This is a genomic window from Sodalis sp. RH24, from assembly GCF_047324145.1.
GTDB lineage: Bacteria > Pseudomonadota > Gammaproteobacteria > Enterobacterales > Enterobacteriaceae > Acerihabitans.
Genome location: NZ_CP178729.1, coordinates 1,789,578 through 1,803,972 on the forward strand (window position 1 = coordinate 1,789,578; position 14,395 = coordinate 1,803,972).

Genomic DNA, 14,395 nt, shown 5'->3' on the forward strand with positions numbered 1-14,395 from the left:
ATCGGGATTCCCACCGTTCCCGATCGGGTTCATGTCACTCTTTTGGTCCGTTCTTTAACGCTTCAAGCTCTTCCCAGCGGGCAAAGGCCGTTTCCAGCGCCTGTTCGGCGCCGGCCATGCGCGCAATCACCGCCTGGGTTTTTTCGTGCGGCTGGCTGAAAAAATCCGCGTCCGCCATTTCGGCCTGGAGGGCATTGATTTCCTGCTCCAGGCGTTCAATCTCCTGCGGCAACATGTCCAGCTCACGCTGTAGGTTATAACTCAATTTGGCGGGGACGCGCTTCGCATTAAGCGGCTTTGGCGCCTCGGCGACGCGATTTTTTTCGGCATGGGCGGGCGCGGCGCGCAGCGAGCGCATATTTCGGCGCTGGTTCTGGGCGTCGAAATAGCCGCCGACAAAGCTGCTGATTTGACCTTCCCCTTCAAAAATCCAGCATTCGGTCACCGAGTTGTCCACGAACTGACGGTCATGGCTGACCAGCAGCACCGTGCCCTGGTAGCCGTCGATCATCTCTTCCAGCAGTTCCAGCGTCTCGACGTCCAGGTCATTGGTCGGTTCATCCAGAATCAGCAGGTTACTGGGATTGAGGAACAATTTGGCCAGCAGCAGCCGGTTGCGCTCGCCGCCGGACAAGGCTTTTACCGGCGTCATGGCGCGCTTGGGGTGAAACAGGAAATCCTGCAGGTAACCCAGCACATGGCGCGAACGGCCGTTGACCATCACTTCCTGTTTACCTTCGGCCAGGTTGTCCATGACCGTACGTTCGGGATCCAGTTCGGCGCGATGCTGGTCAAAATAAGCCACTTCCAGCTTGGTGCCGCAGTGGATGCGTCCGCTGTCCGGCTGCAGTTGGCCGAGCATCAGTTTTAACAGCGTGGTCTTGCCGCAGCCGTTAGGGCCGATCAGGGCGATTTTATCGCCACGCTGTACCTGGGCGCTGAAGCCGCTGACCAAGACTTTATCCGCCAGGCGATAGCTGACGTCTTCCATTTCAAAGACGATTTTACCCGAGCGGGTGGCTTCCTCCACCTGCATCTTGGCGCTGCCGATAACCTCGCGCCGTTCGCTTCTTTCATTGCGCAGCGCCTTTAACGCGCGCACGCGGCCCTCGTTACGGGTGCGCCTGGCCTTGATGCCCTGGCGGATCCACACTTCTTCCTGCGCCAGTTTCTTGTCAAACTCGGCGTTTTGCAGTTCCTGTACCCGCAGCTCTTCTTCCTTGCCTTCAAGGTATTTGTCGTAATTGCCTGGCCAGGACACCAGCTTGCCGCGATCCAGATCGACAATGCGCGTCGCCATATTGCGGATAAACGAACGGTCATGGGAAATGAAAATAATGCTGCCGGGGAAACTTTTCAGGAAGGTTTCCAGCCAGTCGATGGTTTCAATATCCAGATGGTTGGTCGGTTCATCCAGCAGCAAGACCTGGGGCTCGCAGACCAGGGCGCGGCCGAGCGCCGCTTTACGCAGCCAGCCGCCCGAGAGGGCCGACAGCTCGGTATCGGCGGTCAGGCCCAGCTGTTCCAGCACTTCGTTGATGCGTTTTTCCAGATGCCATAAATTCTGGTGGTCAAGGATCTCCTGCAGACGGCCCATTTCCATCAGGTTTTTATCGCTGGGATCCTGTTCCACCAGATGGGAAACGGCATGGTAGGCCTTCAGCGTTTGCGCCTGTTCCTGCACGCCCTCGGCGACGAAATCATACACGCTGCCGCTCACGTTGCGCGGGGGATCCTGCTGCAGGCGGGCAACGATGGTATCCTGCTCGAAAATCAGTTGCCCGTCGTCCAGCGGCACTTCTTTGCTGAGGATTTTCATCAGGGTAGATTTGCCCGCCCCGTTGCGCCCGACCAGGCAGACGCGTTCGTTACGTTCTATATGAAGCTCGGTATTATCCAGCAACGGCGCATCGCTGAACGATAGCCAGGCGCCGGAAAGGCTGATTAATGACATGGCGTTTATTGATCCTGATCGGCATGGCTTATCAGCCAGCTGTTGTGAATATGGCGATTACGGGCGAAGTCCTGGGAGCGTGTTTGCTCGGTGATGGACCGCGCCTTCAGGCCGAGGGCCTGTAATCCTTCGGCATCCAATTGGAAACCGCGTTTATTATTGGAGAACATCATGGTGCCGCCCGGGCGTAACAATCTTTTCAGATCTTTCATCAGCACCAGGTGATCCCGTTGCACGTCGAAGCTTTCAGACATGCGTTTTGAATTGGAGAACGTGGGGGGATCGATAAAAATCAGATCGAAGGTTTCCTGCGACAGTTCAAGCCAGGACAGGCAATCAGCCTGGATCAGGCGATGCTGCTTGCCGACCAGCCCATTGCTGCGCAGGTTTTTTTCCGCCCATTCCAGATAAGTGCGCGACATATCCACCGAGGTGGTGCTGCGCGCGCCGCCGATGCCCGCATGCACGCTGGCGCTGCCGGTATAAGCGAACAAGTTGAGGAAATCCTTGCCGCGGCTCATCTCGCCCAGCATTTTACGCGCGATGCGATGATCGAGGAACAGACCGGTATCCAGATAATCGGTCAGGTTGACCCAGAGTTTGGCGTCATATTCGTCCACCAGCAGAAATTCGCCCTTCTGCGCCAGCTTCTCGTACTGGCTTTTGCCTTTCTGCCGCTCGCGGGCCTTCACCACCAGTTGGCTGGCGGGGATATCCAGCACCGAAAGGGTCGCCGAGATGGCGTCGTAGAGTCGCTGGCGCGCTTTTTCCGGCTCAATGGTTTTTGGCGCCACATACTCCTGGATCACCACCCATGAACTGTAGCGATCGATGGCGACGTTATATTCGGGCAAATCGGCGTCATAAAGACGATAACAATCCAGATGCTGCTTGGCGGCCCATTTTTCCAGGCCGCGGATATTTTTACGCAGCCGGTTGGCGAAATCGGGCGCGATGTCGCGGGCGACCGCCACGTTCGGCGTCTCGGCCAGCAGGTAGTTTTTCTGCTCGCAGTCCAGCGGGCCGTTTTTTGCTTTAAACGAACGCTCCGCGCGTAATTGCAGCGCGCTTAACAATACCGGCGACGCGCTGAACAGCGACAGCCGCCAGCCGCCGAACCGGCTTTTCATGATGCGCCCGAGCAGATTATACAACGCGATCAGCGCCGGCTCGCTTTCCAGCCGCTCGCCATAGGGCGGATTGCTGATCACCGTGCCGGTCGGGCCGTCAGGCTGCGGGTTGGCCAGATTAGCCACATCATTAACCGAGAAGGTGATCAGATCGGCGATGCCTGCGTGACGGGCATTGGCGCGCGCTTTTTCCAGCACGCGCGCATCGTTGTCGGAGCCAAAAAAGCGTGAAGCGGCGCCGGCCCCCGCCGCGGCGCGCGCGCGCGCCGCGGCCAGCACATCCTGCCACAGGGATTCGTTATGGCCGCGCCAGCCGTAAAAGCCCCATTGCTGACGCAGCAGGCCGGGCGCACGATCCGCCGCCATCAGCGCCGCTTCGATCAGCAGGGTGCCGGAGCCGCACATCGGGTCCAGCAGCGGCGTGCCCGCGTGCCAGCCGGAGCGCAGCACGATGGCGGCCGCCAGGTTTTCCTTGAGCGGCGCCTGGCCCGCGCCGTCGCGGTAGCCGCGCTGGTGCAGCCCGCCGCCGCTCAGGTCCAGCGATACCATGGCATGGTCGCGGTGCAAAAACACCTGCACGCGGATATCCGGCTGCTGTTTGGCCACGTCCGGACGCTGGTCCAGGGCATCGGCGAAACTGTCGACGATGGCGTCTTTTACCCGCAGGGTGCCGTACTGGCTGTTGCGGATAGCCTCATTGGTGCCGCTGAAATGCACGACAAAGGACTTATCCACCGAAAAAATCGCCGGCCAGTCGATACCCCGCACCCCTTGATAGAGGTCATCATCGCTGAAAACGTCAAAATCGGTCAGCGGCAGCAGGATGCGCGAAGCCAGGCGGCTCCAGAGCAGGCTTTGGTACAGCAGCCGATCGTCGCCGTGAAAGTGCACCCCGCCCAGGGCTATTTTACAGTCGAGCGCACCCAGTGCTTCCAGCTCGCTTTTTAACAGTTCTTCTAAACCTTGTGCCGTACTGGCAAAGAGTGCGTTCATCATGTCACTTATCATCAAAAAGAAAAATCGTTGGGCATTATAGCTAATCCCGACCCATTGTCATAAAGTTGGCCCAACAGAGTGTTCCGGCAGGGAGGCAAAGTGGTCAGTTTATCGCGGTTATATATTCATCCGGTGAAATCAATGCGCGGTTTGCAGGTATCCCATGCGCTGGCGGGCGCCGAAGGTCTGGCCTTTGACCGGATATTCATGGTTACCGACCCGGACGGTACTTTTATTACCGCCCGCCAATATCCGCAAATGGTGCTGTTTACGCCGGTGATGGTACAAAACGGCCTGCACCTTGGCGCGCCGGACGGACAAAGCATGTTGGCGCGCTTTGCCGATTTCACGCCTGACGGCCGCCCCACCGAAGTCTGGGGCAGCCATTTTACCGCGTATGTGGCACCCGAGGCCATCAATAACTGGTTAAGCGGCTATTTAGGTCGCGCGGTGCAGCTACGCTGGACCGGGGAGCAAAGCCACCGGCGGGTCAAACGCTATCCCGGCATACCGCTGTCGTTTGCCGACGGTTATCCCTTTTTGCTGATCGGCGAGGCCTCGTTCAGGGATTTGCAGGGGCGCTGTCCCGCCGGCATCAATATTACCCAGTTCCGGCCGAATATGGTGGCGGCGGGCGCGGCGCCTTTTGCCGAGGACGGCTGGCGGCGCATTCGCATCGGCGACGTCGAGTTCGAGGCGGTCAAGCCCTGCAGCCGCTGCGTGCTCACCACCGTGAGCGTGGAACTGGGCCGTAAACACCCGGCGACGGAGCCTTTACGCACCTTGCAGGGCTACCGCACCGCCGATAACGGCGATGTGGATTTCGGCCAAAATCTGATCGCGCGCTCCAGCGGCATCATCCGCGCCGGCGACATGATTGAAATACTGGCGGAACAGGAGCCCAGGCGTTACGGAGGCGGCGCGGTAAGCGCAACCCTGGCGGCGCCGGTGGACGGCGAGCGGCAGGTGATGATTGATTACCAGGGACGGCGCTTTCGCGGCAATAACCAGCAGGTATTGCTGGAGCAGCTTGAGCAACAGGGGATTCACATTCCTTATTCATGCCGGGCAGGCATCTGCGGCACCTGCAAGGTAAGGTTGCTTGAAGGCGAGGTCGCGCCGCTGAAAGCCAGCGCGGTCGAAGAACCCGGCCAGGTGCTGTCCTGCAGTTGCATACCCAAAAGCGATTTGCGTCTTGGCTAACTTCCGGGCGGCATACGCGCCCCGCATACGCCGAAAGGCGGCTACACCGCGGCGGCGTACTGGATATCGTCCTGGCGCGGGTAAGGTAATAACCGGTCGTGCATAATTTTGATGGCGTCGCCCAGCACGATTTTACGCGCGGCCAGGGTAAGCTGCGCCTGCGCCAGCACGCACAGGCTGGCGTTATCGCCCGCTTCCGCCACCAGCAGCCGCGCATATTCGCCATTGTCATTCAGGCGCACCAGCACGTCGTCGCCCATCACGGGATGCCAGTTCAACGGCGTGGGCTGCGGCCGGAAATGCCAGCTCTTCGGCATCAGTGGTTTGAGGAAGCGCACTGCCACCAGGGCATTGAGGATAAGCTCCGCCTGCTGTTCTTCCTTTAACGGCAGCGCCCGACACTTTTCGGCTAAGGTAAAATAGAGCGCGGCGTCGTCTACGCAGAATACCGTTTCGCTAAACGCATCGGGCGTCAGTGTCTTAGCACAAAAGCGTGAACGGAATATCATACCGTCAGCGAGATCCAGCATCATCCGATCATGCTCGGCATCATAAAACCAACGCCAATTATCGCCGGGAGTGAATTTCATCTTTAAATCCTTTCATCACGTCGCAATCGATTATGAAATATCCTGCAAAGAATTTTAGCGTTTAGAAAATAATTCTACGGATAAATTAACAGCAAACGGATAAAAGATAAACGAGCCTGGGGAATAAATAAACCCCCCAAGCCGTTTAATGAGAAAAAAATGATCAAATATGGGTAACAATGTCTTTAATCAGACGGGGACCGTGAAAAATAAAGCCGGAATATATTTGAATAAGCGCGGCGCCGGCGTCCATTTTTTCCCTCGCGGCGATCAAGGAATCAATTCCCCCTACCCCGATGATGGGCAATTTGCCGTTTAATTCACGGAACAGTCGGCGAATCACTTCCGTACTGCGCGCTTGTAAGGGACGGCCGCTTAACCCGCCGGTCTGGTTGCAATGGTTCAGGCCCTGCACCAGGTGCCGGTCGGTGGTGGTGTTGGTGGCGATGACGCCGTCGATATTATGACGGACCAGGCTGTCGGCAACCTGGACCAGCTCTTCGTCCGTCAGGTCGGGGGCTATTTTGACCGCAACCGGAACATATTTGTGGTGATACTTTTGCAGTTCGGACTGCTTATTCTTAATCGCCAACAATAAATCGTCCAGCGCTTCGCCGAATTGCAGCGTGCGCAGTCCCGGGGTATTGGGGGAGGAAATGTTTATCGCTATATAGCCGGCGTAAGGATATATCTTATCCATGCACAGCAGATAATCCTCCTTGCCCTGCTCCACCGGCGTCGCCTTGTTTTTGCCGATATTGATTCCCAACACGCCGCCAAAATGGGATTTTTTAACGTTTTCAACCAGATAATCCACGCCTTTATTGTTAAATCCCATCCGGTTGATCAGCCCTTCCGCCTCGACAAGCCGGAACAGGCGTGGTTTATCATTACCGGGCTGCGGACGCGGCGTTACCGTGCCGACCTCGATAAAGCCAAAACCCATGGCGCCGAGCGCGTCGATGCAATCACCATCTTTATCCAGGCCGGCGGCGAGTCCCAGCGGATTCTTAAACGCTATCCCCATGCAATTGACCGTCTTGGTCGGCACCGACTGGCGCACCAGAAACTCGAATGGCGTGCCGCTAATTCGGCGCAACTGCTGGAAGGTTAATTCATGGGCACGTTCTGGATCGAGCTGGAATAAAGCCTGTCTGATGAGGGGATAAAACATATCGTCTCCTGATATCCCGGTGGCAACCGGGGCGGTATTATCAAGTATCGGGCGCGGAAAAGAAATCAAACGGCGTAAAAAAAGCGCGATCGCTCGCGCCAGATCAAAAAAGCCCCCTTGCGGCGGGGTTATGGCGCGTCGGCGGGGCGCCATAACCCCGCCGCCGCCGGGCTAACCTAACGCCTTGGTAATTTTTTCATACAAATCCCCGGACAGATTCGGCAGCGCCTGCAACGTCGCCAGCGCCTCGCGCATCAATGCCTGACGCGACTCATCGTAACGCCGCAGCCGGATCAGCGGCTCGATAAGCCTTGAGGCCACCTGCGGATTACGCGTATTCAGCTCGACCAGGATTTCGGCCAGGAAGCGGTAGCCGCTGCCGTCGGCGGCATGGAACGCCGAGGGATTGCCCGCGCTGAACGCGCCGATGAGCGACCGGATACGATTAGGGTTGTTCAGGCTGAAGGAGCGATGGGTCAGCAGGGATTTAACCTGGGCGAGCACATCGTCGGCCGGGCTGGTGGCCTGCAGGGTAAACCATTTATCCATCACCAGGCCGTCATGATGCCAGCGCTCGTCGAACTCGGCCAGCAGCGTCGCCTGGCACGGCAGCTGCGCCGCCACGGCGGCGGACATCGCCGCCAGCGCATCGGTCATATTGTCCGCCGCGTGATACTGCGCGGTGGTGAGCCTGACCGCCCGATCGTGTTCGCCGAACGCCAGGTAATACAGGCAAATATTGCGCAAAGCGCGCTTGCCGATATCCGCGTGCACGACCCGGTATACCGGCGTCTTGTTGGCCTGGTAAACCGCCAGCAGCTCATCGGCCAGCTCCGTCGCCAGACAGCGGATCAGCGCCTCATGCACTTCATGGATTGCCGCCGGATCGATAACGCTGAATAATTCCGCCATCTCGTTTTCGCTGGGCAGCGTCAGGATCTGCGCCGCCAGCGCCGGGTCGAGGGAGGGGTCGAGCAACACGCCCCGGAAGGCATCGGCCACATGCAGCGGCAGGCTCAGCGGCAGGCCCTGGCTCACGCGCGCCACGCTCAGGCGAATATAAATCGACAGCAGGCTCTGCGCGGCGTCCCAACGGGAAAACTCGTCGGTGGCAAAACGCATCAGCAAGGTAAGCTGCTGATCGCTATAGGGGTAATCGAGCTTCACCGGCGCGGAGAATCCGCGCAGCAGCGACGGCACCGGCAACGACGGCACATCGTCAAAAATAAACGTCTGCACCGCGTCGGTGATATTCAGCACATTGTTCACCGGCCGGCCGTCGCGCCGCAAAGGAATCACCTGGCCCTGGATATCATAAAGCTCGATATCCAGCGGAATATGCAACGGCAGTTTCTCTGCCTGATCGGCGGTCGGCGGGGTCATCTGGCTGACGTGCAGCTGATATTGCCGCAACTCGGGGTTATAGTCATCGCGCACCGACAATACCGGCGTACCGGACTGGCTATACCACCGGCGGAACTGGGTCAGGTCGATACCGGAAGCCTGTTCCATGGCGTTGACAAAATCATCGCAGGTGGCGGCGGATCCGTCGTGGCGCTCAACATACAGCCGCATCCCGGCCTGGAACTTTTCTTCGCCCAAAAGCGTATGCAGCATGCGGATCACTTCCGCGCCCTTTTCATAGACCGTCAGGGTATAGAAGTTATTCATCTCGATAACCTTCTCGGGACGAATCGGGTGGGCCATCGGGCTGGCGTCCTCGGCAAACTGCGAGCCGCGCATCACGCGCACGTTGCCGATGCGGTTCACCGGGCGCGAGCCGAGATCGGCGCTGAATTCCTGATCGCGAAAGACCGTCAACCCTTCCTTCAGGCTCAGTTGGAACCAGTCCCGGCAGGTGATACGGTTGCCGGTCCAGTTATGGAAATACTCATGGCCGATAACCCGCTCGATATTCAGATAATCACTATCGGTGGCGGTCTCAGCGCGCGCCAGCACATATTTGGAATTGAACACATTCAATCCCTTGTTTTCCATGGCGCCCATATTAAAGAAATCCACGGCGACAATCATAAAGATGTCGAGATCGTATTCCAGGCCGAAGCGGGCTTCATCCCAGCGCATCGCCTGCTTAAGCGAGGTCATCGCCCAATCGGCGCGATCCAGGTTGCCGCGATCGACAAACAGCTCCAGCGCCACCTCGCGTCCGGAACGGGTGGTGAAACTATCGCGCAGCACGTCGAAATCACCGGCCACCAGGGCAAAGAGATAGCAGGGTTTAGGGAACGGGTCCTGCCAGACCACCCAATGGCGGCCGTCGGCCATTTCGCCGCCGTCAATGCGGTTGCCGTTGGACAGCAGGAAGGGATAGCGTGTTTTGTCGGCGATAATGCGGGTGGTAAAGCGCGCCAGCACGTCCGGGCGGTCCAGATAATAAGTAATATGGCGGAAACCCTCCGCCTCGCATTGCGTGCACAGGGCGTCGCCGGACAGGTACAGCCCTTCCAGCGCCGAGTTCTGCGCCGGATGAATCACATTCACGATGGTAAGGGTAAACGCCCCGGGCAGCTGTTCAATCACCAGCAGCGGCCCTTCCTGACGGTAGTGCGCCCAAGGCTGCCCATCGATGCTGACGTTAAGCAGCTGCAGGTCCTCGCCGTTTAATACCAGCGGCGCTCCCGCCGGTCCTTTCCTGACAACGTTACTGACCGCCGTTACCGTAGTGGTTTCGGCGTTAAGATCAAACTCCAGGCTGATATCGGTGATGGTATAATCCGGCGCACGATAATCATGGCGGTATTTTGCTAGCGGCTGTTGAGTCATAATTAACCTTTTGGCATCGTCATTGATTTCTCTGTGATAAGTCTATTCCTGTTAAGACCATGTTGCCATTGTTAAGCGGCATGGCCCGTTAAAATGCCCGCGCAGGGGGTTGAAAAAGATCGTGACGCTGCACCACGGGTTTTATCATGTCGTTTCAGCCCGGACGGCACGTTTAAGCCTCGACGTTGCAGCGCCATTTATGATTTGATGTGACTACACTTACAGAACAAGCCGGGTACACTTCAGTCGATTTGCCATTTATCCGACTGTATTTATGTGTCGCAAGAGGATGCTGTAGCGCGCCATGACTTTAGCCATTGAGCCGATTTTAACGTCGATACTTGACACTGATGCCTACAAGTTGCATATGCAGCAGGCGGTTTATCATCGTTACCATGATGTTACGGGTACCGCCGAGTTCCGCTGCCGCGGCGACGATATGCTGGGCGAATACGCCGCCGAGATCGGCGCGCAAATCGAGCTGATGCGTAACCTGGCGCTGAGCGACGAGGAATTCGCCTTTCTCTCGGCGCTGCCTTTTTTCCACCAGGATTATCTGGCGTGGCTGCGCGCGTTCCGGTTCGACCCGCGCCAGGTGCGGGTGCGCGATCATAACGGCAAGCTCGATATCCGCATTACCGGCCCGTGGCGTGAGGTGATCCTGTGGGAAGTGCCATTGCTGGCGGTCATCAGCGAAGTGGTCCATCGCCGGCGCACGCCTTTCGATGTGCGCGACATGGCGCTGACGCAGCTGCGGCAAAAACTGCAGCATTTCCGCGACCGCAGCCGCGATATCGACATCTCCCGTTTCAAACTGATGGATTTCGGCACCCGCAGGCGGTTTTCGCGCCAGGTCCAATTCGATGTGGTCCGCGAGCTGCAGCGGGACTTCCCTTATCTCATCGGCACCAGCAACTACGATCTGGCCCGGCGGCTGTCGTTAACGCCGGTGGGCACCCAGGCCCATGAATGGTTTCAGGCCCACCAGCAGATAAGTCCGGTACTGGCCAATAGCCAGCGCGCCGCGCTTCAGGCCTGGTTGGACGAATACCCCGATCAGTTGGGCATCGCCCTGACCGATTGCATTACCATGGATGCGTTCCTGCGTGATTTCGGCGCCGGTTTTGCCACGCGCTACCAGGGATTGCGCCATGATTCCGGCGACCCGGTGGAATGGGGAGAGAAGGCGATTGCCCATTACCAGAAGCTGGGGATCGACCCGCTGACCAAGACCCTGGTCTTTTCCGACAGCCTTGACTTCGACAAGGCGCTGGCGCTGTATCGCCACTTCTGGCAGCGGATTAACCTGGTGTTCGGTATCGGCACCCGGCTAACGTGCGATATCCCGGCGGTTAAGCCGCTGAATATCGTGATAAAGCTTGTGGAGTGCAACGGCAAACCGGTGGCGAAACTGTCCGACAGCCCCGGTAAAAGCATGTGCCAGGATAAAGAGTTCGTCCGCGCGCTGCGCAAGGCCTTTGATTTACCGCTGGTGAAAAAAGCCAGCTGATGCTTGCCCTACCCCGCGCCGGCTCCTCTTCCGGCGCGCGCATCGCGCCTCATTGTTCCCCTTACCCGGCGATTGTTTGCGCCCGCAGGCAAAATCTGTCATTAAATGATGATTTTCGCTTGTGTCCTTCTGCCCGCCAAGTAACATATTACAGCTTTCGCCGCGGCGATAATGTTTAATCCCCCATCACAATGAGTTAAGAGAGTCATTTATGAGCGTAGTGCCTGTAGTCGATGTACTGCAAGGGCGCATACCTGCTGACAGTGAAGTCACTGTATATGGTTGGGTGCGTACCCGGAGAGATTCTAAAGCCGGTATCTCCTTTCTCGCCGTCTATGACGGTTCCTGCTTTGATCCTTTACAGGCCGTCATAAATAATAATCTGCCGAATTACAAGTCGGACATCCTGCGCCTGACCACCGGCTGTTCGGTGGCGATCACCGGCCGGGTGACCGAATCGCTGGGCGGCGGCCAGCGCTTCGAGATCCAGGCGGACAAAGTGGACGTGCTGGGCTGGGTGGACGATCCCGACACGTATCCGATGGCGGCGAAACGGCACAGCGTGGAATATCTGCGCGAGGTGGCGCACCTGCGCCCGCGCACGAATATGATCGGCGCCGTCGCCCGGGTGCGCCATACCCTGGCGCAGGCCATCCACCGCTTTATGGATGAGCGCGGCTTCTTCTGGGTCTCCACGCCGCTTATCACCGCATCCGACGCCGAGGGCGCCGGTGAGATGTTCCGCGTCTCCACGCTGGATTTTGAAAACCTGCCGCGCACCGCCCAGGGCAAGGTTAACTTTGATGAAGACTTTTTCGGCAAGGAAGCGTTTCTGACCGTCTCCGGCCAGCTGAATGCCGAAACCTATGCCTGCGCGCTATCCAAGGTCTATACCTTCGGCCCGACGTTCCGCGCCGAGAACTCCAATACCACCCGCCATCTGGCCGAGTTCTGGATGATGGAGCCGGAAGTCGCTTTCGCCAATCTGGATGATATCGCCGGCCTGGCGGAAGCGCTGCTGAAATATGTCTTCCAGGCGGTGCTCACCGAGCGCGCCGACGATATGAAATTTTTTGCCGAACGCGTGGATAAGGACGCCATTACCCGCCTGGAACATTTTGTGGCATCCGATTTTGCCCAGGTTGATTATACCGAGGCGGTGGAGATTTTAATCGCCTCCGGCCAGCCCTTCGAAAACCCGGTCTCCTGGGGCGTCGATTTGTCCTCCGAGCATGAACGCTACCTGGCGGAGAAACATTTTAAAGCGCCGGTGGTGGTAAAAAATTACCCCAAAGACATCAAGGCGTTTTATATGCGTCAGAACGACGACGGCAAAACGGTGGCCGCCATGGATGTGCTGGCGCCGGGAATCGGCGAAATCATCGGCGGTTCACAGCGTGAAGAACGTCTGGACCGGCTTGACGATCGTTTGGCGGAAATGGGGCTGAATAAAGAAGATTATTGGTGGTACCGCGATCTGCGTCGTTACGGCACCGTGCCGCATTCGGGTTTCGGACTCGGGTTTGAACGTTTGATCGTTTATGTCACAGGAATGCAAAATATTCGTGACGTAATCCCCTTCCCACGCAGCCCGCGCAATGCGAACTTCTAATTTTCTTCTTAAAATATAAGAAAAACATATATATAACTTCTGGAGGCCAGCGATGCTGGCCTTTATCTTTTCAAAGTTTGAGTTCTCTCACAAAGTTCCGTGAAATTTACATCTTGTAACACACGGTTTCCCGCTGAAACATCATTGCGACCTTTGTAGCATTTTCCATGTGGATTAACAGGTCCACGAATGGAACACTGCGTGCAGACACAGGAAGACACCAAACTCTCAATAATGTTTCATCTAGAAATGTTAGCGGCAGTGGCAGGTGTCCGAATAACACCAATGAGGGTAGTAATAATGATGAAGCGCAATCTTCTTGCAGTGGTAATTCCGGCCTTGTTGGCTGCTGGCGCGGCTAATGCGGCCGAAGTTTATAATAAAGACGGTAACAAACTGGATTTGTACGGTAAAGCTGTCGGCCTGCATTACTTCTCTAATTCCAACGACAATAGCTTTGCGGGCGACGGCGATCAGACCTATGCGCGTCTCGGCTTTAAAGGCGAAACCCAGATTAACGACCAACTGACCGGTTACGGCCAGTGGGAATACCAGTTTAACGCCAACCACACTGAAGGCGGCTCCGACGCGCAAGACGGCAATAAAACCCGTCTGGGCTTTGCCGGCTTGAAATTCGGTGACTACGGTTCATTCGATTACGGCCGTAACTACGGCGTAGTGTACGACGCCCTGGGCTGGACCGATATGCTGCCGGAGTTCGGCGGTGATACCGCCTACTCCGATAACTTCTTTGTTGGCCGTACCACCGGCGTTGCCACTTACCGCAACACCAATTTCTTCGGCCTGGCCGACGGCCTGGATTTTGCCTTGCAGTACCAGGGCAAAAACGACCGTACCGGCTCTGATTTCGGCCGCGCTAACGGCGACGGCTACGGCGGTTCCGTATCATACGTTTCTCCTATCGGCTTAGGCATCGTAGGCGCTTATGCTTCCTCCGATCGTACCGAAACGCAGAACGCCTCGCCGATTGGCCAGGGCGACCGTGCCGAACAATGGGCAACGTCGGTTAAATATGACGCTAACAATATTTACCTGGCTGCCACCTACGGCGAAACCCGTAACGCAACCCGTATCACCGCGCCGGTTACCACTGGCGGCGTGACTACCGGTGTTGATGGCTTTGCCAATAAAACCCAGGACATCCTGCTGGTTGCCCAGTATCAGTTTGACTTCGGTCTGCGTCCGTCCATCGCTTACGGCCAGTCCAAAGCGAAAGATGTTGAAGGCATCGGCGACACTGATATCCTGAAATACTACGAAGTTGGCGCTACCTACTACTTCAACAAAAACATGTCCACCTATGTTGACTACATCATCAATAAAGTTGATGACAACAACAAGCTGGGCATGGGTACCGACGACACCGTGGCACTGGGCTTGGTTTACCAGTTCTAAGCCGACACGGACGTCCTTGCAGCGCA

General features: G+C 57.2%; 9 protein-coding genes. 4 read left to right on the forward strand and 5 right to left on the reverse strand.

Annotation, left to right across the window (positions count from 1 at the left end; genetic code table 11):
• Positions 1–34 precede the first annotated feature (34 nt).
• Together ACL2XG_RS08295 and rlmKL are read right to left on the reverse strand one after the other, a co-directional pair.
• Positions 35–1,954, reverse strand: a complete 1,920-nt coding sequence (locus tag ACL2XG_RS08295) for an ABC transporter ATP-binding protein (RefSeq protein WP_413722401.1) — start codon at positions 1,952–1,954, stop codon at positions 35–37.
• 5 nt (positions 1,955–1,959) lie between these two features.
• Positions 1,960–4,077, reverse strand: coding sequence for a bifunctional 23S rRNA (guanine(2069)-N(7))-methyltransferase RlmK/23S rRNA (guanine(2445)-N(2))-methyltransferase RlmL (rlmKL, locus tag ACL2XG_RS08300; RefSeq protein ID WP_413723415.1), 2,118 nt, complete (start codon positions 4,075–4,077; stop codon positions 1,960–1,962).
• A gap of 102 nt (positions 4,078–4,179) precedes the next feature.
• On the opposite strand from rlmKL, the gene ACL2XG_RS08305 reads away from it, so the two are divergent.
• Positions 4,180–5,283: a YcbX family protein gene (locus ACL2XG_RS08305; RefSeq protein WP_413722400.1), complete on the forward strand. Its 1,104-nt coding sequence runs from the start codon at positions 4,180–4,182 to the stop codon at positions 5,281–5,283.
• A gap of 41 nt (positions 5,284–5,324) precedes the next feature.
• Here the strand turns inward: ACL2XG_RS08305 and ACL2XG_RS08310 are convergent, their stop codons facing one another.
• The 3 genes from ACL2XG_RS08310 to pepN form a co-directional block, all read right to left on the reverse strand.
• On the reverse strand, positions 5,325–5,873 hold the full coding sequence (locus tag ACL2XG_RS08310; protein WP_413722399.1) for a cell division protein ZapC: 549 nt from the start codon (positions 5,871–5,873) through the stop codon (positions 5,325–5,327).
• A 163-nt stretch (positions 5,874–6,036) separates the two neighbouring features.
• Positions 6,037–7,047 (reverse strand): quinone-dependent dihydroorotate dehydrogenase, encoded by a 1,011-nt coding sequence (gene pyrD / locus ACL2XG_RS08315; RefSeq protein ID WP_410015883.1) that lies wholly within the window; start codon positions 7,045–7,047, stop codon positions 6,037–6,039.
• Positions 7,048–7,218: 171 nt separating this feature from the next.
• Positions 7,219–9,831: an aminopeptidase N gene (pepN, locus tag ACL2XG_RS08320; RefSeq protein WP_413722398.1), complete on the reverse strand. Its 2,613-nt coding sequence runs from the start codon at positions 9,829–9,831 to the stop codon at positions 7,219–7,221.
• A gap of 304 nt (positions 9,832–10,135) precedes the next feature.
• Here pepN and pncB point away from each other — a divergent pair, with 304 nt between their 5' ends.
• From pncB to ompF, 3 genes are all read left to right on the forward strand, one after another.
• On the forward strand, positions 10,136–11,341 hold the full coding sequence (gene pncB / locus ACL2XG_RS08325; protein ID WP_413722397.1) for a nicotinate phosphoribosyltransferase: 1,206 nt from the start codon (positions 10,136–10,138) through the stop codon (positions 11,339–11,341).
• Between the two features lie 211 nt (positions 11,342–11,552).
• A complete protein-coding gene (asnS, locus tag ACL2XG_RS08330) occupies positions 11,553–12,953 on the forward strand; it encodes an asparagine--tRNA ligase (RefSeq protein WP_413722396.1) in 1,401 nt (466 codons plus the stop codon).
• Between the two features lie 300 nt (positions 12,954–13,253).
• On the forward strand, positions 13,254–14,369 hold the full coding sequence (gene ompF, locus ACL2XG_RS08335; RefSeq protein WP_413722395.1) for a porin OmpF: 1,116 nt from the start codon (positions 13,254–13,256) through the stop codon (positions 14,367–14,369).
• Positions 14,370–14,395 lie beyond the last annotated feature (26 nt).

Bases quoted from the DNA above. Each gene is read 5' to 3' on its own strand.
- rlmKL (WP_413723415.1), bottom strand. From the start codon at position 4,077: ATGAACGCACTCTTTGCCAGTACGGCACAAGGTTTAGAAGAACTGTTA.
- ACL2XG_RS08295 (WP_413722401.1), bottom strand. From the start codon at position 1,954: ATGTCATTAATCAGCCTTTCCGGCGCCTGGCTATCGTTCAGCGATGCG.
- pepN (WP_413722398.1), bottom strand. From the start codon at position 9,831: ATGACTCAACAGCCGCTAGCAAAATACCGCCATGATTATCGTGCGCCG.
- ompF (WP_413722395.1), top strand. From the start codon at position 13,254: ATGATGAAGCGCAATCTTCTTGCAGTGGTAATTCCGGCCTTGTTGGCT.
- pyrD (WP_410015883.1), bottom strand. From the start codon at position 7,047: ATGTTTTATCCCCTCATCAGACAGGCTTTATTCCAGCTCGATCCAGAA.
- pncB (WP_413722397.1), top strand. From the start codon at position 10,136: ATGACTTTAGCCATTGAGCCGATTTTAACGTCGATACTTGACACTGAT.
- asnS (WP_413722396.1), top strand. From the start codon at position 11,553: ATGAGCGTAGTGCCTGTAGTCGATGTACTGCAAGGGCGCATACCTGCT.
- ACL2XG_RS08310 (WP_413722399.1), bottom strand. From the start codon at position 5,873: ATGAAATTCACTCCCGGCGATAATTGGCGTTGGTTTTATGATGCCGAG.